Source organism: Labrenzia sp. C1B70, from assembly GCF_000475395.1.
In the GTDB taxonomy this organism is placed as follows: Bacteria; Pseudomonadota; Alphaproteobacteria; order Rhizobiales; family Stappiaceae; genus Roseibium; species Roseibium algicola.
In genome coordinates, this window is the sequence record NZ_AXCE01000012.1 from 423841 (window position 1) to 447132 (window position 23292).

Below are 23292 nucleotides of genomic sequence, written 5' to 3' on the forward strand. Positions count from 1 at the left end.
CATGAAATGTATGTTTCACAGCTTGCTTTTTATCTGCTCAATTTCTGTCGCATGCGCTCAGGACCCGACCGGCGATATCCCCGAAGGAGCACGCTGGGTCGTTGGCGGCACATTCGCGCTGTCCAAAATTGGCGACAACGAGCTCAGAGGCAGCAAGAGTTATTCGGGCGCGGAAAAGGAGGCAAACAGACTTGCGACTTTCCTGCCCGGAATGACGATCATGTTCAATCTTGAAAGAAGCACGGTACCGGGACGATCAGAGTACCTTGAGGGTACGACACACTACGGGATCCCCGTAGCGGTTCTGGCCCGCGATATATCGGCAAACGACTTTGGAAACCGCGACACGACAGATGTGGTCACGCATCAATCCTATACGGGATGCCGGGATCTTGCCTGTACGCTGGAGGCTGAAGTCGGCATTGGCTATTCCTTCAAGATTGAAGAAGAAGACGATGAAAGGCTTGTTCTTTACAACCCGCAATCGGAACTGCGGATCATACACACTCTGGACGCTTTCGATCAGAATGAAGCGCGGGGATATTCCACACGCGTCAAGGACAGAGTGCACCCGCGCCTGAAGGTTCACGACGGATATGCTTCAGAGATTTCAACCGGCTGCGGGCTGACACGCCCGGTTCAACCGTTGATCAAGGTACCGAAAGATCAATACGATACTCTGCCTCTGACCTGGGACGTCAACAGCCTGAACTGGTCGTTGAAAGCGCTGGAACTGTTTGATGTCGGCAAGGTCGAGTTGAATGCGGAAGGTACGCACTATGTCGGACGGCTGAATTCCGAGCTAGGTGTCGGTACCGAGTCCGATGAGGGTCCCGTGGCGCTTGACTTCACTGTCTTTGCCTATCGCGATTCCGAATGGACAAATCCGGACTTCTACAAATTTGGCGGGTTGGCGCAGACCGTTACCTGCCGCAAACGCAACCCGATCGCCGGTCAACCACTGCCGCGCTACGTCAAGAACGCCTTTCTCTATTTCGATATTCAGGAAGGCGAGCAACCCCAGGACTTTCCGCTGGACCCTGTCCAGTTGCCTGACCAGTTCAAGGACAACAAGGAACTACAGGACGAATTGCGAACCTATCTGCCCCGCGCCTTTTTCTACAGCGTGAACAACGCAAGGCAGTACAAAGAGCTGTTTGAATACATTGTGGAGGACACAAACATCGCCTTTCCGTCGGCAGTTGCCAACGTGATTGCGCGACTGAACGCCACCTGCGGACCTCAGAGCCGTGCCGAATGCGCAGATATCGTGGATCGTGTCGGCGCTTTGAGAAACGACTAGAACATCTTGCCTTTGCTGTGTGCGGGGCACACGGACCACAGCTCAGGTCAGGCCAACGTCGTGCCGGGGCGGCAATATCGGCTTTCACCACGTTCGAAGTTGCCAGTTCCGGGCCCCTTCCAGCCAATCGGCTCGCTTTTTCTCGTCATACCCTTGCCGCCCCTGTACCCTACCCTCCATCCTCTAAACGGGATGATCCGGTAACGCCCACCACGGGAGGCGGTCGTGATTCAGCTTGCTTCGGTTTTTGCAAAACCCCTTTTGGGGAAACTTGGTGTCAGTGATGAGGCCAGGGAGCGGTTTGTGGCGTTACAGAAGGCCGTGACAGGGGAAACGGGCACGGCCTGGATCCCGCTGTCCCGACCTTCCGCAACACTCGATTTTTCCACGCACCGGCAGATGGCATCCGACATCCACAACACCGGTGCAATCGGCCCGGAAAAGGAACCGGTCACCTGGAAGGAGTTCGTCTGGACGTCGGACCAGACAATCAAGGACTGTGTCCTGCACAAGATCTCCTGGCGGTTCTACGAGAACGGACTGATTTGCCTGGAGGTTTGTGGCAGCAAGGATGCGGTGGGGCTGGATGGCAGTGACCTGATCGGCCACCGGCTGGAGCTGCGCGACGACACCGGTTTTCTGATCGGCATCTGGGCCGCTGCCTTCCTGATCGTCAAGGACACCGAGCGGCGCAGTTTCCAGACGTCGACCGAGGATGACCACAAGCTGTTGAAACTGCATTTCGGCAAGCTGGCCGAACAGCAGACCGGCATCGCTTTCCGCATCTGATGCTGCCAGAAACTCGACCGGTCTGTCCCGCCAAACGCTTCCTCAGGCGGGGATCAGCGTTTCGGCGATGGCCCTTGCGGTTCTGGAGGCAGCCGGCATGCCGCGCACCTGTGCGGTGGCGATGGCGCCTTCCTTCAAAAGGGCAAGCTGTTCGGCAAGGGCTGCCGGGTCTTCGGCGCCGGCCTGACGACACAGGGGCTCAAGGTAATCGACGATCCGCTGTTTGTGCTCGGCCGCCGTGCGGTGGATCGGGTGCTGGTGGTCGCCGAATTCGCTCGCCGCGTTGATGAAGGCGCAGCCGTTGAAGCCGAGCCCCTTGAAGGCACGGCCGTTGAACCAGTCCTCCAGCGCGTCGAACATGGCCAGAAGCCGTTCTCGCGGCCGCGGCGAGGCTTTTTCCATTTCGCCCATCAACCAGTTGCGGAACTGCTCGTCCCGGCGGTTGAGCGCGGCCAGAATAAGCTCCTCCTTCGAGCGGAAGTGTTTGTAGAGCGTCATCTTGGCCACCCCCGCCTCGGCGAGGATCTTGTCTATTCCGGTCGCATTGAACCCGCGGGTGTAGAACAGCCTGAGCGCTGTATCCACGAGCTCGTCTCGGCGTGATTGCACCATCATCTCCATATACAGACAGGTTTGTCTACTTTACTATCCTGTTCGCCCCCTTCTCGTCCATCCTCACACGAGGTTATCACGGCTTATTGACATATAGACAGACCTGTCTGTATAAATTCCTCAACGTCACGTTTTCGATCAGGAAGGCGGTAGTCATGTCCGGAAGTCAGATCGCGGTTCACATTCTTGCAGACACCGGCATTTGTTCCGGGAAACGGTCTCACTGGTACTACGTGGCTCTTGCCAGCTGGTCTGTATCCGGTGCGCGCTCTGAACTGGCGCAAGCTCACTCCCCTTTCCCGACGTACCGTGCAGCAAGAGGGGTCTGACGATGGCCAGTGTCATTGCCGCCTTTGCGCACACCATGGCCGCTACCGCAGGACTGACCATGACCAGCGACGGCAAGCTGGTCGCAGCAGATGGAACCGTGCGCCATGAGGTGCGCACCGAGGACGGCCGCATACCGGACACAGCCCACTTCGAGCTGCTCGACTGGATACGCAGCTGGTATCCGGATGAAACAGGTCTGGTGTTTGCCTATGCGCAGAAAATCAAACCGGACGATCTCGGCGTTCTCGGCCTTGCCATCAAAACCGCGCCCACTCTTCGCACCACACTGCAATTGATCGAGCGCTACTTCCGGCTGGTGACCGACACCGCAGTATATTGCCTGGAGGAAGACGGGCCACTTGCTGTCTTCTCCATTGCAGGGCAGACCTCCCCTCAGCCGATCCTGCATCTTCGTAACGAGTGCGCCCTTGCAGGCTTTGCTCATAATCTGGTGTCTCAAGTGGGGCCGCGCCTGAAAATTGAGGCCATCACCTTTCGCCATCCCTGCCGGGGCGATGCAGAGCGCTACGCGGCGTTTTTTGGCTGTCCGGTCCGCTTCGGTGAAGCGCAAGACGCAATTATAATGACCCAGCCGATGCTGGACCTGCCAAACCGGCTTGGAGATCAAGGCGTCTGCACTTTCCTGACCGATCATCTGGAGACGGAAATCGACGCCCTGCCAGCCGGCAGGGCGTTGACGCGCGATCTTCTGAACCGCCTGACGAAAACGCTCAGCAGCGGCGTACCTTCCGCGGCTGCCGTCGCGCGTGATCTCGGCATGAGCGAGCGCACCCTCTATCGCCGCCTGGCGGAAGAAGGGCTGACCTACCGCGACATGCTGCGCGAGGCACAGACGAAGCTGGCCCGGGAGCTGCTGGCAGGCAGCAGCTGTTCCATTGCCGAAATTGCCTTTCTGACCGGCTTCTCCGAACAGAGCACCTTCACCCGTGCGTTCAAGCGCTGGGTCGGCCAGCCACCGGCGCAATTCCGGCAACACAGCGCGACCGTCTGAGAACACACCCGCCCGACGCACTGGCTCACGGCAACGGTCGCGGCCAGATCTGGCAAAACCCGAAACATTCGCAAATCCCGGAAGAGCCCGGCCAAACATGGCCGGGCTCAACCTGTTTTGCTGCCTTCTGGCAGGTCAGAACAGGCTTGGCAGATAGGGCCAAAACAGTGGCAGACCCGGCCGATACCAAGAAGGCACTCCTCGCGTATTCAAAAGTCACCGAACGACGGAGCGGTCATCACCGGGCACTTTCCCGCAGCGCTCCAGGGCTTTTGAGACAAGGAGCGCCACATGATTATCGAACAGATCACGGCCCGCAGTCCGGCCAGGCATGACCATGTACCTTCGACGTTTCCGGCAGCGTTGACGCATTCGGACAACCTGACCGACAGCAACGCGTATGGCCGGACGCTTTCCATCGTCGCCCACGACCTGCGCGGTCCCCTTGCCAACCTCTCGCTGTTGATCGAGCACATTGCCCAATGCGCAACCTGGGAAGGTCAGCCCGCCATTGCGGATAACGCCGCAAAGGCCGACCGTATCCTCCAGCACCTGACCGGCAGTCTCAGCGCCCTGGTCAAGCGCGGCAAGGAGGGACGGGATCCGCTCTCTTGTGTGATGCGGCCAGTTGATCTGGCCGAGGTTCTGGCGCTGGCGGTCGCCGTCAACCAACCGCTGGCTCGCCGCCATGCGGTCAGTCTGGAAATCGTGTCCCTATCCCCCTGTCTGATCTGCGGCGATGCGGAGCTTTTGTTCGAGGCTTTCGACAATCTCATCGGCAATGCGGTGCGCCACAGCCCGGACGACGGCACCGTTCTTTGCGCTATCTCCCGGGAAGATGACGGTAATATCTCCGTACGTATCAGCGACCAGGGTCAGGGCTTCACCGCTGCCGATCTTGCCCGGGCCTTCCGTCCCTTCACCCAGCTTTCGGCAAAGGCCGCCCGGCCTGGGCCGTCCTCGGGACTTGGCCTCTGGATCGCCCGGCTGATCGCCGAACGCCACGGCGGCAAGATTGCGGCTCAGAACGGAGGCGGAAGCAGCAATAGAGGCGCGGTTCTGACCGTGCGCCTGCCGGCCTTACCGGCAAATGATGCGAAACCGGCTTCAGTCCGCCGGAAGGTTCCCGAACGTGCCAGCAAGGCACCGGACCGCGCAACTATCTGACCTCAGCTTTCTAACCTCAGCTTTCTGGCACCGGCATGCCGGTGCCGCCCCCATGGAACGCGGCCAATTCCGACGCCAACCCGGCCCTGCGCCGGGAACAGGAGAGCCGTGCCTTCAGGCACCCGGTGATCGGCCGCGAACCTGACAGCGTTTCAAGTTGATGCGCTGCCCATCCCAAACCCTGTCCAACACAAGCAATGGAGACTTCATATGGACAACGAACATGACAAGACCTGCGCCTGCTGCGTAACACCGGAAACGGTTGATCACGCCCGCCGCCGCCTACTTGCCGGGGCAGCCGGTGCGGCAACCGTGGGTGCCGTCGCCATGGCCACCGGTTCCGCCACCGCCGCAACAGAAGAAGCCCGTGCGCTCTATGCCGATCCGGAAAAACCGGGCCTGCCGCAGATCGACATGGAAATCGAAGCCGGCCGCACCGCGCTTGTCGTCACCGATCCGCAGATCGACTTCCTGTCCGAAGACGGCGTCACCTGGGGTGTCGTTGGCGAAAGCGTCACCGAGCAAGGCACCGTCGACAACATCGAACGCCTGTTCAAGGCGGCCAAGGCTGCCGCGATGCCGGTGTTCATCTCGCCCCACTACTATTATCCGCACGACCACAAGTGGCAGTTCGAAGGCACCTTGGAAAAGACCATGCATTCCATCGGCATGTTCGATCGCCCGGGCCCGCTCTCCCTGGAGAATTTCGAAGGGTCCGGCGCCGACTGGATGCCGCAGTACAAGAAATACATCGAGGACGGCGAAACCGTCATCTGCTCACCGCACAAGGTCTACAGCCCGGCGCAGAACGATCTGAACCTGCAGCTGCGCAAGCGCGGGATCGACAAGGTGATCCTGGCCGGCATGTCCGCAAACCTGTGCACGCAGGCCCATCTCTACGAGCTTCTGGAACTCGGCTTCGAAGTGGCCGTGGTTCGCGATGCGACCGCAGGCGCCAAGGTGCCCGAGGGCGACGGCTACCTCGCCGCCATCATCAATTTCCGCATGGTCGCCAACGGCGTCTGGTGGACCGACGACGCAGTCGAACGCATCGCCCGTTCCGCCTGACCGCCAGCACTCTCTTCAAAACCGACTACCCCAACCCAAGACTGGATCAAACCAATGAAACTCAAATTCGCCCTTCCGGCCCTGGCCGCAGCCCTTGTTCTGTCCACCGCCGCCCTTGCTGCGGACGAATACAACGTTGCCAACGGCCTCACCCTCAACGGCAATCCGCTCGGCATGCACGGCATCGACCCTGTTTCCATGTTCGCAGGCGCGACCCCGGGCTTTGGCGATGCGGTCCACACCTCAAGCCATGATGGTGTCGACTACTACTTCGCCACGGCCGAAACCAAGGAGCAGTTCGACGCTGCTCCGGAAAGCTTCCTGCCGCAGTTCGGCGGCTTCTGCGCCTTCGGCATCTATGTCGGCAAGAAACTCGATGGCGACGTCCGCTTTGCCGATATCGTCGACGGCAAGCTCTATCTCTTCGTCAACGCCGTCATCTTCGACAAATACCTGGAGCAGAAGGACGAGGTTCTCGCCGGTGCTTACGCCAAGTGGCCGGAGATCCGCGAGACAGCCATTGGCGATCTCTGATCACCCATGAAGCCAAACAGAGACGAGCCCCGACCGGGGGCTCGTCTGCCGTTTTAGTGGTCGACAGCCTTATTGAGCTGTCCAGCCACCGTCGACGGGGATGGTCACGCCCGTCACGTTGTGCGCCACCGGGCTGCACAGCCAAAGCGCCAGCGCACCGATTTCAGACGGGTCGGACGTGCGGTGGGAAGGCTGTTTTTCCGCCAGAAGATCTGCAACGCCCTTGTCGCGATCGCCGCCATGAAGGGCGGCGCGGGCTGCCACTTGCGGCTCGATGATTGCGGTTTCCGTCCAGCCGGGCGCGATACAATTGACCGTCACCCCACCCGAGGCTCTGGAACCACTTGCCGCATATTCCAGCGCGGCCACCTTGCTCATACCGACGACACCGAATTTCGAAGCCACGTAAGGCGCCTTGTTGACCGAGGCGACCAGCCCGTGCACCGAAGCAATGTTGATGACACGGCCAAAGCCGCGTTCGGCCATCGCCGGCAGGGCAAGACGCATCGTATGGTAGACGCCTGACAGATTGACGCCGATGATGGCATCCCATGTGGCTGCATCCGCCTCGGCAAAGCTGACCGTCTTCTGGATACCTGCATTGTTGACCAGGATATCCGGGCCGCCCCAGGCGGCAACGTCCGCCATCATCGTCTCGACAGCCGCCACGTCGCGCATGTCCGCAGAAAAGAACCGGGCGTCCGGTGCCCCGGCAGCCTTGATCTCTGCCACAGCCGCTTGCGCCTCTTCCTGGTTCGCCAGACCGTGGACGGCAACGCGTGCCCCTGCCCCCGCCAGTGCCTTGGCAATCGCCAGACCGATCCCCTGAACGGACCCTGTGACGAGAGCTGTTTTTCCGATGAGATCTGTCATGCCGTTTCCTCCGCTTCGAGCTGTTGTCTCAGGTCCGTTTTCAGGATCTTGCCGTAGTTGTTTTTCGGCAGGGCAGCCGGGAAATGATAGTGTTTCGGCCGCTTGAACCGGGCGATCCGGTCCAGACAGAGCTTGTCGAGCTCAGCCTCGCTCACGTTCTGGCCCGGGTGACAGGCAACAAAGGCGACAACGATCTCTCCCCACTCCTGGTCCTGCCGGCCAACGACTGCCACCTCGTGCACAGCCGGGTGTGTCAGCAGCACCTCTTCGACTTCGCGCGGGTAGATATTGGAGCCACCGGAAATGATGACGTCCTTGGATCGGTCCTGCAGCGTGACGTAGCCGTCCTCATCCATGCGACCAACGTCTCCGGTCCACAGCCAGCCGTCACGGATGGTCTGGGCTGTTGCCTCCTCGTTTCGCCAGTAGCCCTTCATCACCGTATCTCCGTGCACGGCAATTTCCCCGACTTCGCCGCGGGGCAGCTCGCGGCCTTCGGCGTCGACGATCGCGACCCGCACGACGGACTGGGCCGTGCCGACGGAATTCAGCCTCTCGCGCCAACGTGGATGGGTCCGGTCACAAACTTCGGCGCGCGGCAAAGCGGTGATGCCCATCGGGCATTCGCCCTGACCGTAGATCTGCACGAACCGTGCGCCCATCACTTCAACCGCTTCCAGAATGTCCGCCTCGTACATAGGCCCGCCGGCATAGACGATGGTCCGCAGCCCCCGGCCAGTGCCCCCCGAAGCCTTGGCGACATCCACCAGCCGGCGCACCATGGTAGGCGCGGCAAACATGGAGATGGAGCCGATCACAGGCGCGATCTGCAGGATTTCGGCGGCATCAAACCCGCCGCTGACCGGCACAACGTGACGCGCCCCTTTCATCACGTGCATGAAATTGTAGAGCCCGGCACCATGGCTCATCGGCGCGGCATAGAGGATCGCATCCTGCGGCTTGACGTCATCGACATCGACAAAGTAGCTCAGCGCCATCGAAGCGAGATTGCCGCAAGTCAGCATCACGCCCTTAGGCCTGCCGGTGGTGCCGGAGGTATAGAAAAGCCAGGCAAGATCTGCAGGATCCAGAGGTTCCGGCGTGGTGTGCGGCGCTGCCTGGCACATGGCGCCGAATTCAGGGCTGTCGAGCGAGACAAGACCCACGCCCTCCGGCAGATATGGCGCCACCAGCTCGGCGGTCTTTTTGTCGGCGAACACAAATTCTGCACCGGAATTCTCCACCATCCAGGCGGCTTCCTTTTCGTGCAGCTTGGCGTTTATCGGCACGGCTGCGCCGCCACGCCACCAGATGCCGTAAAGCGCTTCCAGATAGCGCGTGGAATTTGCGGCAAACAGTGCGACCCTGTCTCCCTTGCCGATGCCGTAGCCGGCAAGCGCAGCGCTTATGGCCCCGGCACTACGAGCAAACTCCAGATAGTTTGCCTTGCGCTCTGTCCCCTGCAGCAGCGCCGGGCTCTGCGGGTTTCTCGCCGCGCTCCGGTATAAACATTCTGCCGGATTCATCCTGTTCTTCTCCCCCCGATACGCCGTTTGGTGCAGTGCGACCGCGTTGGTCCGCCATCCCGCTTTTCTCATCCTGAGGAAGCGCCGAGCGCTGTCTCGCAGGACGGGCGGCATATTGCGGACAAGCAGCCCATCCTTCGAGACGCGAGCAAGGCTCGCTCCTCAGGACAAGAATGACCGACCGGGCATGCCCTCCTCCGGACACACCCCAGCCAGTCTCCTCCCGGCACCTCCCTCGTCCCTTCGGCTCGCTGGTTCTTCCGGACCAGATGTGGTTTCCAGAAAAACGGCCGTGCGGGACAGCTATCTGATACTCTTCAGACCCTTAGAGCGAAAATTCCGTCAAAACACGTAACGGGGAGCCCATGGACGACTTCGCAGCGCTTGCTTTCGACAATGCGCCCGTCGGCCTGGCCTTGACGGAAGAGCGGCAGATCCGACGCTGCAATGCGCGTCTTGCCGATATGTTCGGCTTTGAGCCGGAGGAACTTTCCGGTGCCTCGCTGTCTGTCCTTTATCCCTCTTCGGAAGAGTTTCTCCGCATCGGCAAGATCGGACTGGAACGTATGAAAGGCAGTGGTCGCTACCGGGACGAACGCATCATGCGCCGCAAATCCGGAGATCTGTTCTGGTGCCGCGTGCGTGGCCAGTCTCTCAACCTTGAAGCCCCGTTCGCACGGGCGGTCTGGAGCTTTGCCGACATTTCCGAAGACCGGCCACTGGCTGAAATGAGCCTGCGTGAACGCCAGGTGGCCAAACTGCTGGCCGAAGGAAATACAACCAAGGAAATCGCCCGCCTGCTCGGGCTGTCACCGCGCACGGTCGAGGTCCACCGGGCCCGGCTGATGAAGAAATTCAGCGCCCGCAACAGCCTGGAACTCATCGCCCATATTGCGGGCATTCCGCTTTAGCGCCACTCTTGGGCAACAACTGCCGGGAGAACTGCGATGGACAAATGGGTGCGGGATGCTGTCGCCAGGATTAACGCGGATGCGCATCGGTCCGCCGACACGCATCTGTTCAAGCTGCATGGCCTCAGTTGCGCCGGTGTCGATATCTATCTGAAGGATGAAAGCACCCACCCGACCGGCAGCCTGAAGCACCGTCTCGCCCGGTCGCTGTTTCTTTATGCGCTGTGCAACGGCAGGATCCGCGAAGGCACACCGGTGATCGAAGCCTCGTCGGGCAGCACGGCCGTTTCGGAAGCCTATTTTGCGCAAATGATCGGCGTTCCATTCATTGCCGTGGTGCCGCAAAGCACCGCCCACAGCAAGATCGAGCAAATCCGGCTCTACGGCGGTGAACCGCATTTCGTCGGATCAGCGCCCGAGATGCACGGCGCGGCGGTGGACCTTGCCGAACAGCTCGGCGGGCATTTCATGGACCAGTTCACCTATGCGGAGCGGGCAACCGACTGGCGCGGGAACAACAACATTGCCGAAAGCATCTTCAACCAGATGGAATTCGAGCCGCATCCTGTGCCGAAGATGCTGGTGATGAGCGCCGGCACGGGTGGCACATCCGCAACGCTTGGCCGGTTTATCCGCTACCGGGGCTACGACACCGGCCTGACCGTGGTCGATCCGGAAAACTCGGTCTTTTATGATGCCTATCGTACCGGGAACCACGCTCTCACCGAAAACTGCTCAAGTCGGATCGAAGGCATTGGCCGGCCAAAGGTGGAACACTCGTTTCTGCCGGACGTCATCGACGACATGATCAAGGTGCCCGATGCCGCAAGCATTGCAACGATCCTGTGGCTGGAGAAACTGATCGGCCGCAAGGCGGGCGCTTCCACCGGCACAAATCTGTGGGGCGCGCTGCAAATCGCCGGCCGGATGATCGACAAAGGCGAGACAGGCTCGATCGTCACGCTGATGTGCGACAGCGGTCAGCGCTATCTCGATACCTACTACAATCCGGACTGGGTCACGGCGAAGTTCGGCGATATCTCACCCTACGAAGACGAACTGGCACGCTGGGTCTAGACTAGGAGCAGGGCTGAGCGAGAAGGCAGGCCAAAGGAATGTCGTTCACTTTCACCGCAGCTAGCTCGCCACCCGCATCCTGTAGGCTTCATACGTCAGGACGTTTGCCCCGCTCTTCTTGGCTTCATACATGGCCTGGTCCGCGTGGGTGATCAGCGATTTGGCATCATCTGCATCATCGGGATAGAACGACACCCCGATGCTGATGCTGATGTTGATATCCTTGCCCTTGATTTCCATCGGCCGCGAGACCTCCCGGTAAATGCGGGTGGCACAGGCCAGAACATCCTTCTCTTCCGCATAATCGCCGATGATCACGGCAAACTCATCCCCGCCGATCCGGGTCACGACATCCCCTTCGCGCGTGCAGCGCTTGATGGTGGAGGCAACGGCCTGGAGCAGCGCGTCACCCACCGGATGCCCGTGGCTGTCGTTGACCGGCTTGAAGGTATCAAGGTCCAGCATCATCAGCGCAAACTTGCGGTTATCCCGGTCTGCAATGGCAACGTTTTCCGCAAGGCTCTGGCTGAAATGTGCCCGGTTCGAAAGGCCTGTCAGATGATCGGTCATCGCTAGCCGCCTGACAGCTTCTTCCGTCTTCTTCAGACGGGTAATGTCCGAATGCGTGCCGGACATGCGCAAAGGCTCACCGTCTTTCGTCCATTCGACCACTCGTCCCCTGTCGAGAACCCAGACCCACCTGCCCTCCTTGTGGCGCATGCGAATTTCGTTGTCGTAGGCTTCCCTTGCTCCGGAAAACACCTCTGCCAGCTTCTGCTCAGATTTTTCCACATCGTCCGGATGGGTCAGCCGGTACCAGGTCTGTCGGCTGACCGGCTGCAACTCGGCCAGCGAATAGCCGAGAATTTCAGCCCAGCGTTCGTTGTAGACCACCTCCCCGGTCTGAACGTTGCATTCCCAGGTCCCGACGTTGGTGCCGAAGATGATCTCTCGCAAACGCTGCTCCGAGGATCGCAACCGCTTGTGCGCGGTGTGTCTTTCAAGCAGCAGAAAACTGACGACGACAAGCGACAGACCAAGCGTGCCGACCAGGCCCAGCATCCACTGGTTCCGGGCGTTATAGGCAGAGGAAAGTTCCGCGCTCTTGCTGTCGACCATTTCCTCCAGGCGGTTCTTGTAGTGCCACAGTTCTTGTTCCCGCTGCCGGTCGTCGGAAATATCGTGCACCACGGAAAGCAAAGCCTTCCTGCCGTCGTAGTCCACCGGAGTTGAATGAACCTCCACGCTTCGAACGGAGCCATCTGCCAGCTTGTGGCGGAAGATGAAGAAATTTCGGTGTTCAGCCTTGGCAAGTTGACGTTCGGCTTCAACCTGCTCGGCCGTCAGCTGATTGATGTTCTGAATGGACATGCGGCGCAGCGTATCCCGGTCGAACCCGTAGAAGTCTGCCGCGGCATTGTTGGCATCAAGAATGCTTCCGGTATCCGGATCGATCAGCATCATGGTTGCGCTGTGACGCAGAAAGAACTGATCATAGGACAGGGATGCCTGCTCGGCCTGGGCAGGCGTCGCCAGCCAGGACAAAAAGACAATCATTGCCGTTTTCAGCAGTATTTCCACAAATTTCGTCAATATTTACCGCCTTTTGCTGCAGTAAAGACTCATCAGATTAAATTTTCGAGAACAAAAAACGTGCAATTGACTGACTTCCGCAACGACACGCGTATTGGTTTACCCAACGGGAAAATCGGTCAAATGTCGCCTCGCCCCATTCCGGTCCCACTCCGCCAGTATTCCGGCTTCAGATTTATGGGAGCTCTCACATGAAGCGGCGTACATTCCTGTTCGGAACCGGACTTCTGGCAGCAGGAGGCGCCTACGCGGCACACACCCTCCCCGCTTATCGGCTGCAAACCGGGTTGCAGCTCGTCAGCAAGGCAGTTGCCGGACCGTCCACGCCGCCCACTGAAGCAACGTCAAAAAGTATTGCTTTGCCCAATCCGTGGGCGGGACAGCTGATTGAGGCAGCAGAAAGCCAGATCGGCGTTACGGTGGTCTACGATCCGGCCTATGTCTCGCTCCCGTTTCCAAATGGCGACCTGCCGCGCGAACGCGGTGTATGCACCGATGTGGTCGTCAGAGCCTACCGCGACGCCTTCGGCTACGATCTCCAGTCGGCCGTTAATGCGGACATGAAGTCGGACTTTTCGTCCTATCCAAAGATCTGGGGTCTCAAACGCCCGGACAGGAACATCGACCACCGGCGGGTGCCAAACCTGCAGACCTTCTTCAGACGAAAAGGCGCAGCTCTTCCGGTCACTGCAAACGCCAAAGACTATCAGCCCGGCGACGTCGTTTCCCAGATGCTGCCTGGAAACCTGCCGCACATGGCGATTGTCAGTCACCGTGCCTCCGCAGACAGCGAACGACCAATGGTGGTCCACAACATTGGTGCTGGAACACAGCTGGAAGACCGGCTGTTCGATTTCGAAATCACCGGCCACTACAGGTTCAAACCCGCCTGACGCTCCAGGGCTGAAGTTTGCCTTTGACGGGGGTCACCCCTCAGTAAGCGTCATCAGAATGTCCGCATACCAGGCGCAATTGAGGCCTAGCGCCTCATCCAGCACGAGATCGCGCGTTCCGACATCGAGGCGGGCGGAGTGAACGCCAAGCAGTTTCCACGGCAGTTCGCTTGCGGTGTCTGCCGTATTGCGCATGACCACCGGAGCCCCACTTGTGCCGCGATGCGTGCGGGCATCGGTCAGGAAATAACCCATGCCCTGAAACCGAAAGCCGAAGGAGGAAGCCACGACCGCGTGGCGGACCACCGGCATGTGATGGAGCGTGTCATGAAACCCGAGCGGAAAACCGACAACCAGAATGGATGATCCGATCTCGACATGCTCTTGCGGGTCACTCAGGTGTTCCGGCCCGAAGGCCCGATAGACTATATTTTCAGGTAGCGCCGCCCGGTCAATCTCGATCACCGCAACGTCGATATCGCCTGCGGTATCCTCTCCCTGGCGCCAGAGGCTTTTGCCATCCCGGAAAAGCGGGATCGAAAAAGCGATGGAGTCGGCCAGATTTTCAGGATCATTGTGGAGTTCTATTTCGATACGGGAGGGATGATGCCCGCTTGCCTCATCCACCATGACATGCCGGCTGGTAACGAGAAACAGGCGCTCATCACGCGCAAAGAAAAAGCTGCTGGCGTTCGTGAGATAGGTCTGGTCATCAAAGGTGGAAATACGGGGTGAGGTCAGCAGGACAGCGTCGATCATCGTCAATCGGTTCTCCAGAAATAGCGGGAAGCCTTGCACACATGGACAGGCTGCTTGCTCAGGCAGCATAGGGCAGTATCGGGAAAACGACAGAGCTCCGGGTTTTGTTCCCCTCAGGAGACAGTCTCGGTGCCGGAAACCTGCGGTGGCCGGGAAGCGGCCCAGGCCCCCTTGTCGCGCAGATCCAGGATAACCTCGCGCAGCAAAGCGTGCACCGCTTCCAGCGCCCGCGTCACCGGTCGTCCACCCGGCGACATCAGATGAGCCCCGCGCCAGAGCCCCGGCGCGGCAATGCGGCTGACACGAAGGGAACCTGCTGCCACTTCCTCCGTCACCGCGTAGAGCGGCAGGATCGACGGGCCAAACCCGGCCGCCACCAGGCGCTTGATGTTGTTGAAGGAGTCGATTTCCATCGCGATTTCAGGTGCAAAGCCCAGCGCCTGGAACGTCCGGTCAATCAGCACCCGCAAGCCGTGCGCTCCGCTCGGCAGCACCATTGGCACGTTGTCGAGTGCCTCCATGTTCATTTCCAGCGGACGTTCGGCATCCGCGGGCCATAGAACCACAAGCTCTTCTTCAAGCAATAATTCAGACCGGATACGTGCATCCTTGGAACGGCTGTAAAGCACGGCAAGATCGATCTTGCCTTCGCTCAGCCAATCGCCAACAAAACCGCTCATGGCCTCGGTAATATTGAGCGTGATCCGCGGAAAGCGCTCACGTGCCGCCAGAATCAACGGCAGAGACACCATGGCACTGATCGTGCCCGGCAGGCCGATCCGCACGATGCCGGACGGATCGGTTTCCAGATTGCGGATATCGTCTTCCGTGCGCGCCAGATCCTCGAGAATTGCCCGCGCCCTTTGCAGCAGCAGCTCTCCCGCCTCCGTGGGCGTGACACCGGAGCGACTGCGCGTCAGCAGCCTGGTGCCAAGCTGCTCTTCCATGTTCTTCAGGTGCAGCGACAGGGCCGGCTGCGCCACATGCAGGCTTTCGGCAGCCCGTGTGAGCGAACCCTGCGCAACGATTTCCAGAAAATAGCGGAGTTGGCGGATGTCCATGGCAACAAGGTATCATATAAAATTTATATGATACCTATCCAAAACATATATTTGTTCAATAGAAGTTCAGCGGCTTAACTGCGGTCAACGAACACGCCAGACGAAAAGCCCAAATGACAAGCCAAACCGACAGCTACCAGGACATTCGCGACGGCATCCGCGCGCTATGTGCCCAGTTTCCCGCCGAATACCACCGCAAGATCGATGAGGCCCGCGCCTATCCGGAAGAATTTGTCGACGCCCTGACACGCGAAGGCTGGATGGCCGCACTTATTCCGGAGGACTACGGCGGATCGGGCCTCGGGCTCACCGAAGCTTCGGTCATCATGGAAGAAATCAACCGTGCAGGCGGCAATTCCGGCGCTTGTCACGGCCAGATGTACAACATGAACACGCTCGTGCGGCATGGCTCGGAAGAACAGCGGCTGAAATATCTGCCGAAGATCGCAAGCGGCGAATTGCGGTTGCAGTCCATGGGCGTGACCGAGCCGACGACTGGCACGGACACCACCAGGATCAAGACCACTGCCGTGAAGAAGGGCGACCGCTACGTCGTCAACGGCCAGAAGGTCTGGATCAGCCGTGTGCAGCATTCCGACCTGATGATCCTCCTGGCGCGCACAACGCCGCTTGCCGACGTGCAGAAAAAATCGGAAGGCCTTTCGATCTTTCTGGTCGATATCAGGCAAGCCATGAAATCGGGCATGGAGGTTCGCCCGATCCTGAACATGGTCAACCACGAGACCAACGAACTCTTCTTCGACAATCTGGAAATCCCGGAAGAAAATCTCATCGGCGAGGAAGGAAAAGGCTTCAAATATATCCTTACCGGTCTCAACGCCGAACGCACGCTGATTGCCGCCGAATGTATTGGCGATGGCTACTGGTTCACCGACAAGGTGACCGACTATGTGCGCGAACGGGAAGTCTTCGGCCGCCCCATAGGCCAGAACCAGGGCGTCCAGTTTCCCATAGCCGAAGCCTATATCGAGATCGAGGCGGCCAACCTGATGCGCTACAAAGCCTGTAGCCTGTTTGATGCCGGTGCTCCCTGCGGCGCGGAGGCAAACATGGCCAAATACCTGGCCGCAAAGGCAAGCTGGGAGGCGGCAAATGCCTGCATCCAGTTCCATGGCGGCTTCGGTTTTGCTTGCGAATATGACGTCGAGCGCAAGTTCCGCGAGACGCGGCTCTACCAGGTAGCGCCAATCTCCACCAACCTCATCCTGTCTTATGTTGCCGAGCATGTGCTTGGCCTGCCGAGGTCGTTCTGATGGTGTTGCCGCTGGAAGGATTGAACGTCGTCGCCATCGAACAGGCGGTGGCCGCCCCCTACGCCACGTCCCGGCTTGCAGATGCCGGAGCGACAGTCACCAAGGTCGAACGGCCCGAAGGTGATTTTGCCCGGGGGTATGACGACGTTGCCAAGGGTCAGTCGAGTTACTTTGTCTGGCTGAACCGGGGCAAGGACAGCATCACGCTGGATCTTGGTTCCGACAAGGGCAAGGAAAAGCTGGCGCAACTGATCGCAGACGCCGATGTCCTGATCCAGAACCTCAAGCCTGGCGCCCTGGCCCGCCTTGGTTTTGATCCGGACAGGTTGGTGGTGGATTATCCGCGCCTTATTACCTGCTCCATCAGCGGTTTCGGCGAAACCGGGCCGATGGCCGACCGCAAGGCCTATGATTTGCTGATCCAGGCTGAAACCGGTCTTTGTTCGATCACCGGCGGACCGAACGAACCCGCGCGTGTTGGCATTTCCCTTGTCGACATCGCCACCGGGGCAACGGCCTATACCGCCATTCTGGAAGCCCTGATCCAGCGCGGGGTCACCGGCAAGGGCACGCAGATCTCGGTCTCCATGTTCGATGTTCTGGCCGACTGGCTGACCGTCCCCCTTCTCAACCATGAAGGCGGCAAGAGCCCCCAGCGGGTCGGACTCGCCCATCCTTCGATTGCGCCCTATGGCGTCTTCCAGCCAAAGGAAGGTCCGGCAATTCTGATCGCCATTCAAAGCGACCGGGAATGGAGGACCCTCTGCAGCGACTTCATCGGAAAACCCGAACTCGGCACCGATCCAAGGTTCGCAACAAACGTCGCGCGGGTGAACAATCGCAGGGAAACGGATGCCGCTGTTGGCGAAGCCTTTGCGAAATTTGATGCCGAAACGGCCATCAGGTTGCTGACGGATGCTAATATCGCATTGGCCTCGGTCAACGATATGGACGGCCTGTCGACCCATCCGCACCTGAGGCGTATCACTGTCGACAGCCCGAATGGCCCGGTCTCCTTCCCCGCCCCTGCGGCCATCTTTTCGGGCGAACCGCGCAGCTACGGCCCGATCCCGGCCCTCAAGCCCCTGGAGGCGTGATCATGGACCTCGACATCGACCACCTGCGCAGCTGGATAGGGCGCGAAGACAGCGCCTCGGAGGTCTTGAGCCCCGCACTGGTTCGCCAATTCAACGCGACCTTTGACCGGACATCAGGTGAAGCTCCAGGTGATATCGCGCCGCTGCTGATCCATTTCTGCCTTGCTCAGCCGGCCGTTCAGACAGCCGGTCTGGGGCCGGACGGTCATGCAGCCCGTGGCGGCTTCCTGCCGCCCGTGCCCCTGCCCCGGCGCATGTGGGCAGGCGGCGAGTTTACCTTCCAGGGTGACATCCGGATTGGCGAAGAGGTCCGGCGGGTGTCAACCGTCAGGGATGTGGTCCTGAAACAGGGCCGCACCGGGCCACTCTGTTTCGTCACGGTCAATCATGAAGTCACTTCTGACGGCCGACCTGTCCTGAACGAGCGTCAGGACATCGTCTACCGGGAGGCACAGAACGTTGCGGGCATGAAGACAACCCCGGCGCCTGCGACGGCTGGAGACCACGTCATGCAGATCACGCCATCGGCCGCCTACCTCTTTCGTTATTCGGCCATGACCTTCAACGGGCACCGCATCCACTACGACAAGGACTATGTCCGCGACGTGGAAGGCTATCCAGGGCTCATTGTTCACGGTCCCTTGCAGGCAACACTGCTTTGCCAATTCGCTGCGGATCTCAAGGAAAGAGCACCGAAATCCTTCCGGTTTCGAAGTCTGTCGACCATATTCGACACGGCGGACTTCACGGTGAACGCGCAAACGGAGGGAGAAACCATGAAGCTCTGGACCGCGCAGCTTGGCGGCCCGGTTGCCATGGAGGCGACAGCGGCATGGTAACGGCAGTCAGGACACCTCTGTTCGTGCCGGCAAATAGGCCCGACCGGTTCCCCAAGGCAGCCGCAACCGAAGCCGACGCGATCATCCTGGATCTGGAAGACGCGGTCCCCGCATCGGAGAAAGAGGCCGCCCGCACCAATCTGACAACCGGCTTCACCGAAAAGCCGGTCATCGTGCGCATAAACGCCGTTGGGACTTCGTGGCACCTGGAGGATGTCGTTGCTCTTCGCAAGCTGGCACCGGATGCCGTCATGCTGCCGAAGGCGGAGGCTCCCGGAGAGATTGCCACGCTCCACACTGCCCTGGGAGACTCGGTCCCGGTTATCGCGCTCATTGAAAGTGCCAGGGGGCTTGCCAATGCCAGGAGCATTGCAAGCACCGATGGGGTGGTTCGACTGGCTTTCGGGTCCATCGACTATTGCGCCGATCTTGGCTGCGCGCATTTGAAAGACGTGCTCTTGCCCGTTCGCTCCGAACTGGTTCTGGCGTCCCGGCTTGCCGGCATCGCGGCCCCGATCGACGGCGTCACAGCACAGCTCGACAACCCTGCGCAGACATTTGAAGACGCCTCCCATGCACGGGATCTCGGTATGGCCGGCAAACTCTGCATTCACCCAAGACAGCTTCCCGAGATCAAACGCGCCTTCGCCCCGAGCCTAAACGAAATCGAGTGGGCCAGGCGTGTTCTCGCCTCGGGTGATGGCGCAGCCAATGTCGATGGCGCAATGGTCGACGAGCCGGTCCGCATCCGTGCCCGGACAATCCTCGCCTCCGCGCAGGAGGCCGATGCATGAGCCTGCCGCAGATCGTCCTGATCCCGGGGCTCCTGAACGATGCAGATCTCTGGCGGGATCAGATCACCGGTCTCGCTGACATTGCTCGCCCCCGGGTTGCCGACATAACACGCGGTAGTTCGCTGGGGGCTCTGGCGGAAATGGTTCTGGCCACCAGCGAGGACCGCTTTGCGCTCGCCGGGTTTTCGCTCGGCGGTATCGTCGCTCAGGAAATCCTGCGCCGCGCCCCGGAACGCGTGACCCATCTCGCCCTCCTCGACACCACCATGCTGCCTGACACGCCGGAACGCGCCGCAGAGCGCGAACAATTGATTGCTCAGGCGTCGAAACCGGGCCGTTTCCACGGCTTCGGCAGAAAACTCGCCCAGTCCTATCTTGCCCCGGAAAACCGGGACAATGCCGACATGATCAATCGGGTTCGTGCCATGACGCAGCGCCTTGGTCCAGACGTCTTCATTCGCCAGACCCGCATTGCTCGCCCCGACAGCCGCGCGTCGCTCACCGGCATTACCTGCCCGACACTGGTGCTGTGTGGCAATCATGATCAGTTGACGCCGCCGGAGCTTCATCGGTCCATGGCCAGCCTGATCCCGTCAGCGGACCTTGTCGTCCTGGAACACAGTGGCCACCTGACACCGCTGGAAGAGCCGGAAAATGTTACTGATCACCTGAAACGCCTGCTCCAGCGCGACCCTGTCAGGAAGTGACAGCAGGCATTTGAAATTCTAGCGTGCACCGGGTGCTCGATACCTATATCTTTCCCGAAAATTAGTCGGGAAAGTTTTTGAATGCCAACGATTTACCAGCTGAAGTCCCGTTTTCAGGACCTGCTTCGCCCGGTGTGCAGATCGCTTGCCGCAAACGGGGTGACAGCCAATCAAGTAACCCTGGCCGCGCTTGGCCTGTCGATTGGCGAAGGCCTGCTGCTCTGGATCTTTCCCGGCGCTTTCTTGCCCTTGATCCTGTTGCCGCTGGTTCTGTTCATCCGCATGGGCCTCAATGCGATCGACGGAATGCTGGCGCGGGAACACGACCAGAAATCCGACCTTGGCGCGGTGCTCAACGAACTGGGCGATGTGCTGTCAGACGCTGCGCTCTACCTGCCCTTCGCACTCCTGCCTTTTGTCGATGGGCCGATTGTCGTCGGATTGGTCATGCTTGCCATCATCGGCGAAATGACCGGCGTGATCGCAGTCCAGATCGGTGCAAGTCGCCGGTATGACGGCCCCTTCGGCAAGAGCGACCGGGCAGCCCTGTTCGGTCTTTGCGGGCTCCTGATGGCCTTTGGCCTGACCGCGCCTCTCCTATATCTGATCCTTTTCGGTGCCGGGCTGGTGCTGTCCGCGGTCACCATCTTCAACCGCGCCAGGGCGGCAATCAGGGAGAAACAATCCGCATGAACCTCCTGACCATCCATTGGGCCCTGATCGGCATCTGGGCCGTGCTGTGCGTTGCCAGCGCCATCGTGTTCGTGATTTCGAAACGCTCCGCCAAGAACATGAGCGAACTGGTTCAGCGCACCGTCAGCTGGTGGGTGATGGTGGCAATCTTCACCGTCTCCTTCCTGGTCAGCAACACGGTCTCGATCATTGTATTCGCCCTCATCAGCTTCCTGGCGCTGAAAGAGTATTTCTCGATGATCCCCACCCGCCGGGCTGACAGGCGGGTGCTGTTCTGGGCGTATCTGTCGATCCCCGTGCAGTACTTCTGGGTCTACGACAGCTACTATGGCATGTTCGCGGTGTTCATCCCGGTCTACATGTTCCTGTTCCTGCCCTTCGTCAGCCTGCTGACCCAGCAGACCGAGGGCTTCCTGCGCGCTGTCGGCACCCTCAACTGGGGGCTAATGCTATGCGTCTTCTCCATCAGCCACGCAGCTTTCCTCCTGATCCTGCCGGCGACCGAGGCCAACAGCACCGGCGGTCCAGGCCTGCTGCTGTTCCTCCTGTTCCTGACCCAGTTCAACGACGTCGCCCAATATACCTGGGGCAAACTGTTTGGCCGTCACAAGATCATTCCGGGCGTCAGTCCCAACAAGACGTGGGAAGGCTTTCTTGGCGGCGTTGCAACCACTTTCGTTCTGTCCCTTCTGACCGCACCGCTGGTCACGCCCTTTGACATGATCCACGCCGCTGCCGCCGGCCTGCTGATCCCGGTCGCAGGGTTCGTTGGTGATGTCACCGTCTCGGCCCTGAAGCGGGATCTCGGCGTCAAGGACACCGGCAGTCTTATTCCCGGTCATGGTGGCATCCTCGACCGGATCGACAGCCTGACCTACACCGCACCGTTGTTCTTCCACTTCACCCGTTACTTCTATTACTGAAGGGGATGTCAGGATGACCGCTTTCACTCCGCGCACGCAGTCGGCAGGCTTCTCTTTCTCTCTTCTCCAAGCCCACGCGCCTCTCCTCTCGTCATCCCGGCCAAGCGCAGCGCGAGCCGGGATCGGGGAGCCTTTCAATCGGCTGAAAGGTTCAGCCACTGATCTTGCGCCTGGGTTCCCCGGCCCCGGATCTCCGCTTCGCTACGTCCGGGGTGACCGAGGAGAGGACGACCCTGGAACAAGCGCTCGACCGTCAGCATTCAGGAACCTCCATTGATGCTCCAGAAGATCTTCTACATTTTCGTCAAGATCGCGGTCCTGTTCCTGCTCGGGCTGAACGTGCGTCGCAAGGAACTGCTGCCGGCCAACGGTCCGGCGATCATTGTTGCCAACCACAACAGCCATCTGGATACGATGGTGCTGATGGCCTTGATGCCCCTGTCGAAGCTGAAGGACATCAAGCCGGTTGCGGCGGCAGATTATTTCTTCTCGTCACCTCTCAAGGCCTGGCTGTCGGAACATGTCCTCGGCATTATCCCGGTGGAGCGTGGCCGGAAAGAGAAGAATGTCGACCCGCTGGAAGGCTGCTACGAGGTTCTGCGTCAGGGCAAGGTTCTGATCCTGTTTCCGGAAGGTTCGCGCGGCGAACCGGAACAGATGACGGATCTCAAGAAAGGCGTTTCCTTTCTTGCCGAACGGTTCCCGGAAGCACCGGTCGTGCCCGTCTTCACCCACGGCCTCGGCAAGGCCTTGCCGAAGGGGTCGTTCCTGCTGGTGCCGTTCTTCTGCGATATTTTCGTCGGGGAACCAATTACTTGGAACGAGGACCGGACTCATTTTATGACCGGGTTGAAGGAGCGCTTTAACGCTCTCTCGACGGAAAAGACCTTTGCATCCTGGGAATAGTAAGTTGGCACTTTTCTGCCTGGCTACGCTCTGGAGCTTTGCCGAGGCAACGCTGTTCTTCATTGCTCCCGACGCGCTTTTGAGCATCATCGCGCTTCGCTCCCTGGGCAAGGCCATGATAGCGGCGCTTCTGGCGTCCTTCGCGGCCGCGTTCGGCGGTCTGCTGGTCTGGACCTGCGCACAGCATTTTCCGGAAGAAACGCTTCAGGTGCTGCTGCTTGTGCCCGGGATTTCGGGATCAACATTTGAATTGGCCAGGCAGCTGTTGCAGGCAGGCCTGCTCGAGGGATTGCTCGGGGGAGCCTTCAGCGGCATCCCTTACAAGGTTCTTTCGGCCGAAGCGGGCTACGCCTCGATCCCCGCACAATCGCTTTTTCTTGTCTCGCCGGTGGCACGGCTACCAAGGTTTGTCCTTGTCGCCTTGATTTCCTGGTCAGTGTCCCGGCTTGTCGGCGCCCGTCTCAGTGACAGGAGAAAGCTCGCCCTTTGCCTTGCAGTCTGGCCATTTGTCTATGCCAACTATTTTCTCACTGCGGGCTGGTGAGCGGGCA

The 23292-nt window shown here is 59.9% G+C and carries 24 protein-coding genes; 18 read left to right on the top strand and 6 right to left on the bottom strand.

All coding sequences use genetic code 11. From position 1 onward, the window contains the following. Window position 1 precedes the first annotated feature (1 nt). A complete protein-coding gene (locus tag Q666_RS50250; RefSeq protein ID WP_139314232.1) occupies window positions 2-1303 on the top strand; it encodes a hypothetical protein in 1302 nt (433 codons plus the stop codon). Window positions 1304-1606: 303 nt separating this feature from the next. Continuing rightward, window positions 1607-2092 carry a hypothetical protein gene (locus Q666_RS50255; RefSeq protein ID WP_208993902.1) on the top strand — a complete coding sequence of 162 codons (486 nt, stop codon included), beginning with the start codon at window positions 1607-1609 and terminating at the stop codon, window positions 2090-2092. Window positions 2093-2134: 42 nt separating this feature from the next. Here Q666_RS50255 and Q666_RS50260 read toward each other — a convergent pair whose 3' ends face one another. Continuing rightward, window positions 2135-2677 (bottom strand): TetR/AcrR family transcriptional regulator, encoded by a 543-nt coding sequence (locus Q666_RS50260; protein WP_208993499.1) that lies wholly within the window; start codon window positions 2675-2677, stop codon window positions 2135-2137. Between the two features lie 358 nt (window positions 2678-3035). Here Q666_RS50260 and Q666_RS50265 point away from each other — a divergent pair, with 358 nt between their 5' ends. The 4 genes from Q666_RS50265 (at window position 3036) to Q666_RS50280 (ending at window position 6815) form a co-directional block, all read left to right on the top strand. Further along, window positions 3036-4046, top strand: a complete 1011-nt coding sequence (locus tag Q666_RS50265; protein WP_023000752.1) for an AraC family transcriptional regulator — start codon at window positions 3036-3038, stop codon at window positions 4044-4046. Window positions 4047-4337: 291 nt separating this feature from the next. Then, complete coding sequence (locus Q666_RS50270) at window positions 4338-5213, top strand: HAMP domain-containing sensor histidine kinase (protein WP_023000751.1); 876 nt, start codon at window positions 4338-4340, stop codon at window positions 5211-5213. 210 nt (window positions 5214-5423) lie between these two features. Further along, entirely contained in the window at window positions 5424-6281 is an 858-nt protein-coding gene (locus Q666_RS50275; protein WP_023000749.1) for a cysteine hydrolase, read from the top strand. Between the two features lie 54 nt (window positions 6282-6335). Next, window positions 6336-6815, top strand: a complete 480-nt coding sequence (locus tag Q666_RS50280; protein WP_023000748.1) for a YHS domain-containing (seleno)protein — start codon at window positions 6336-6338, stop codon at window positions 6813-6815. 69 nt (window positions 6816-6884) lie between these two features. On the opposite strand, the gene Q666_RS50285 is transcribed toward Q666_RS50280, so the two are convergent. Together Q666_RS50285 and Q666_RS50290 are read right to left on the bottom strand one after the other, a co-directional pair. Beyond that, entirely contained in the window at window positions 6885-7688 is an 804-nt protein-coding gene (locus Q666_RS50285; RefSeq protein ID WP_023000747.1) for an SDR family NAD(P)-dependent oxidoreductase, read from the bottom strand. Beyond that, the gene (locus Q666_RS50290; RefSeq protein ID WP_023000746.1) at window positions 7685-9214 is read right to left on the bottom strand and encodes an AMP-binding protein; all 1530 of its coding nucleotides are present in this window, start codon (window positions 9212-9214) and stop codon (window positions 7685-7687) included. Before Q666_RS50290 ends, Q666_RS50285 begins: the two co-directional genes overlap by 4 nt. 365 nt (window positions 9215-9579) lie before the next feature. Here Q666_RS50290 and Q666_RS50295 point away from each other — a divergent pair, with 365 nt between their 5' ends. Further along, window positions 9580-10125, top strand: coding sequence for a helix-turn-helix transcriptional regulator (locus Q666_RS50295; protein WP_023000745.1), 546 nt, complete (start codon window positions 9580-9582; stop codon window positions 10123-10125). Between the two features lie 36 nt (window positions 10126-10161). Continuing rightward, on the top strand, window positions 10162-11202 hold the full coding sequence (locus Q666_RS50300; protein WP_023000744.1) for a PLP-dependent cysteine synthase family protein: 1041 nt from the start codon (window positions 10162-10164) through the stop codon (window positions 11200-11202). Window positions 11203-11262: 60 nt separating this feature from the next. Here Q666_RS50300 and Q666_RS50305 read toward each other — a convergent pair whose 3' ends face one another. Next, window positions 11263-12759 carry a sensor domain-containing diguanylate cyclase gene (locus Q666_RS50305; protein WP_023000743.1) on the bottom strand — a complete coding sequence of 499 codons (1497 nt, stop codon included), beginning with the start codon at window positions 12757-12759 and terminating at the stop codon, window positions 11263-11265. 227 nt (window positions 12760-12986) lie between these two features. Here Q666_RS50305 and Q666_RS50310 point away from each other — a divergent pair, with 227 nt between their 5' ends. Beyond that, window positions 12987-13688 (top strand): DUF1287 domain-containing protein, encoded by a 702-nt coding sequence (locus Q666_RS50310; RefSeq protein WP_023000742.1) that lies wholly within the window; start codon window positions 12987-12989, stop codon window positions 13686-13688. A gap of 33 nt (window positions 13689-13721) precedes the next feature. Here the strand turns inward: Q666_RS50310 and Q666_RS50315 are convergent, their stop codons facing one another. Together Q666_RS50315 and Q666_RS50320 are read right to left on the bottom strand one after the other, a co-directional pair. Further along, a complete protein-coding gene (locus tag Q666_RS50315) occupies window positions 13722-14447 on the bottom strand; it encodes a serine protease (RefSeq protein ID WP_023000741.1) in 726 nt (241 codons plus the stop codon). 113 nt (window positions 14448-14560) lie between these two features. Further along, window positions 14561-15508, bottom strand: a complete 948-nt coding sequence (locus Q666_RS50320; protein ID WP_023000740.1) for a LysR family transcriptional regulator — start codon at window positions 15506-15508, stop codon at window positions 14561-14563. Between the two features lie 113 nt (window positions 15509-15621). Here Q666_RS50320 and Q666_RS50325 point away from each other — a divergent pair, with 113 nt between their 5' ends. The 9 genes from Q666_RS50325 to Q666_RS50365 all read left to right on the top strand — a co-directional run bounded on the left by Q666_RS50325 (window position 15622) and on the right by Q666_RS50365 (window position 23285). After that, the gene (locus tag Q666_RS50325; protein WP_023000739.1) at window positions 15622-16782 is read left to right on the top strand and encodes an acyl-CoA dehydrogenase family protein; all 1161 of its coding nucleotides are present in this window, start codon (window positions 15622-15624) and stop codon (window positions 16780-16782) included. Next, window positions 16782-17879 carry a CaiB/BaiF CoA-transferase family protein gene (locus tag Q666_RS50330; RefSeq protein ID WP_023000738.1) on the top strand — a complete coding sequence of 366 codons (1098 nt, stop codon included), beginning with the start codon at window positions 16782-16784 and terminating at the stop codon, window positions 17877-17879. Before Q666_RS50325 ends, Q666_RS50330 begins: the two co-directional genes overlap by 1 nt. 2 nt (window positions 17880-17881) lie before the next feature. Further along, window positions 17882-18718: a MaoC family dehydratase N-terminal domain-containing protein gene (locus tag Q666_RS50335; protein WP_031269195.1), complete on the top strand. Its 837-nt coding sequence runs from the start codon at window positions 17882-17884 to the stop codon at window positions 18716-18718. After that, window positions 18712-19512: a CoA ester lyase gene (locus tag Q666_RS50340; protein WP_023000736.1), complete on the top strand. Its 801-nt coding sequence runs from the start codon at window positions 18712-18714 to the stop codon at window positions 19510-19512. Before Q666_RS50335 ends, Q666_RS50340 begins: the two co-directional genes overlap by 7 nt. Beyond that, window positions 19509-20219 (top strand): alpha/beta fold hydrolase, encoded by a 711-nt coding sequence (locus Q666_RS50345; RefSeq protein ID WP_023000735.1) that lies wholly within the window; start codon window positions 19509-19511, stop codon window positions 20217-20219. The genes Q666_RS50340 and Q666_RS50345 overlap by 4 nt, the downstream gene beginning before the upstream one ends. A gap of 81 nt (window positions 20220-20300) precedes the next feature. Next, complete coding sequence (locus Q666_RS50350; RefSeq protein ID WP_023000734.1) at window positions 20301-20912, top strand: CDP-alcohol phosphatidyltransferase family protein; 612 nt, start codon at window positions 20301-20303, stop codon at window positions 20910-20912. Beyond that, window positions 20909-21835 carry a phosphatidate cytidylyltransferase gene (locus Q666_RS50355; RefSeq protein WP_023000733.1) on the top strand — a complete coding sequence of 309 codons (927 nt, stop codon included), beginning with the start codon at window positions 20909-20911 and terminating at the stop codon, window positions 21833-21835. Before Q666_RS50350 ends, Q666_RS50355 begins: the two co-directional genes overlap by 4 nt. A gap of 276 nt (window positions 21836-22111) precedes the next feature. After that, complete coding sequence (locus Q666_RS50360) at window positions 22112-22741, top strand: lysophospholipid acyltransferase family protein (RefSeq protein ID WP_023000732.1); 630 nt, start codon at window positions 22112-22114, stop codon at window positions 22739-22741. A 4-nt stretch (window positions 22742-22745) separates the two neighbouring features. After that, entirely contained in the window at window positions 22746-23285 is a 540-nt protein-coding gene (locus Q666_RS50365; RefSeq protein WP_023000731.1) for a hypothetical protein, read from the top strand. Window positions 23286-23292 lie beyond the last annotated feature (7 nt).

Bases quoted from the DNA above. Each gene is read 5' to 3' on its own strand.
- Q666_RS50280 (WP_023000748.1), top strand. From the start codon at position 6,336: ATGAAACTCAAATTCGCCCTTCCGGCCCTGGCCGCAGCCCTTGTTCTG.
- Q666_RS50330 (WP_023000738.1), top strand. From the start codon at position 16,782: ATGGTGTTGCCGCTGGAAGGATTGAACGTCGTCGCCATCGAACAGGCG.
- Q666_RS50295 (WP_023000745.1), top strand. From the start codon at position 9,580: ATGGACGACTTCGCAGCGCTTGCTTTCGACAATGCGCCCGTCGGCCTG.
- Q666_RS50360 (WP_023000732.1), top strand. From the start codon at position 22,112: ATGCTCCAGAAGATCTTCTACATTTTCGTCAAGATCGCGGTCCTGTTC.
- Q666_RS50310 (WP_023000742.1), top strand. From the start codon at position 12,987: ATGAAGCGGCGTACATTCCTGTTCGGAACCGGACTTCTGGCAGCAGGA.
- Q666_RS50305 (WP_023000743.1), bottom strand. From the start codon at position 12,759: ATGATTGTCTTTTTGTCCTGGCTGGCGACGCCTGCCCAGGCCGAGCAG.
- Q666_RS50285 (WP_023000747.1), bottom strand. From the start codon at position 7,688: ATGACAGATCTCATCGGAAAAACAGCTCTCGTCACAGGGTCCGTTCAG.
- Q666_RS50335 (WP_031269195.1), top strand. From the start codon at position 17,882: ATGGACCTCGACATCGACCACCTGCGCAGCTGGATAGGGCGCGAAGAC.
- Q666_RS50350 (WP_023000734.1), top strand. From the start codon at position 20,301: ATGCCAACGATTTACCAGCTGAAGTCCCGTTTTCAGGACCTGCTTCGC.
- Q666_RS50270 (WP_023000751.1), top strand. From the start codon at position 4,338: ATGATTATCGAACAGATCACGGCCCGCAGTCCGGCCAGGCATGACCAT.
- Q666_RS50315 (WP_023000741.1), bottom strand. From the start codon at position 14,447: ATGATCGACGCTGTCCTGCTGACCTCACCCCGTATTTCCACCTTTGAT.
- Q666_RS50265 (WP_023000752.1), top strand. From the start codon at position 3,036: ATGGCCAGTGTCATTGCCGCCTTTGCGCACACCATGGCCGCTACCGCA.
- Q666_RS50340 (WP_023000736.1), top strand. From the start codon at position 18,712: ATGGTAACGGCAGTCAGGACACCTCTGTTCGTGCCGGCAAATAGGCCC.
- Q666_RS50275 (WP_023000749.1), top strand. From the start codon at position 5,424: ATGGACAACGAACATGACAAGACCTGCGCCTGCTGCGTAACACCGGAA.
- Q666_RS50250 (WP_139314232.1), top strand. From the start codon at position 2: ATGAAATGTATGTTTCACAGCTTGCTTTTTATCTGCTCAATTTCTGTC.
- Q666_RS50345 (WP_023000735.1), top strand. From the start codon at position 19,509: ATGAGCCTGCCGCAGATCGTCCTGATCCCGGGGCTCCTGAACGATGCA.
- Q666_RS50300 (WP_023000744.1), top strand. From the start codon at position 10,162: ATGGACAAATGGGTGCGGGATGCTGTCGCCAGGATTAACGCGGATGCG.
- Q666_RS50325 (WP_023000739.1), top strand. From the start codon at position 15,622: ATGACAAGCCAAACCGACAGCTACCAGGACATTCGCGACGGCATCCGC.
- Q666_RS50320 (WP_023000740.1), bottom strand. From the start codon at position 15,508: ATGGACATCCGCCAACTCCGCTATTTTCTGGAAATCGTTGCGCAGGGT.
- Q666_RS50355 (WP_023000733.1), top strand. From the start codon at position 20,909: ATGAACCTCCTGACCATCCATTGGGCCCTGATCGGCATCTGGGCCGTG.
- Q666_RS50290 (WP_023000746.1), bottom strand. From the start codon at position 9,214: ATGAATCCGGCAGAATGTTTATACCGGAGCGCGGCGAGAAACCCGCAG.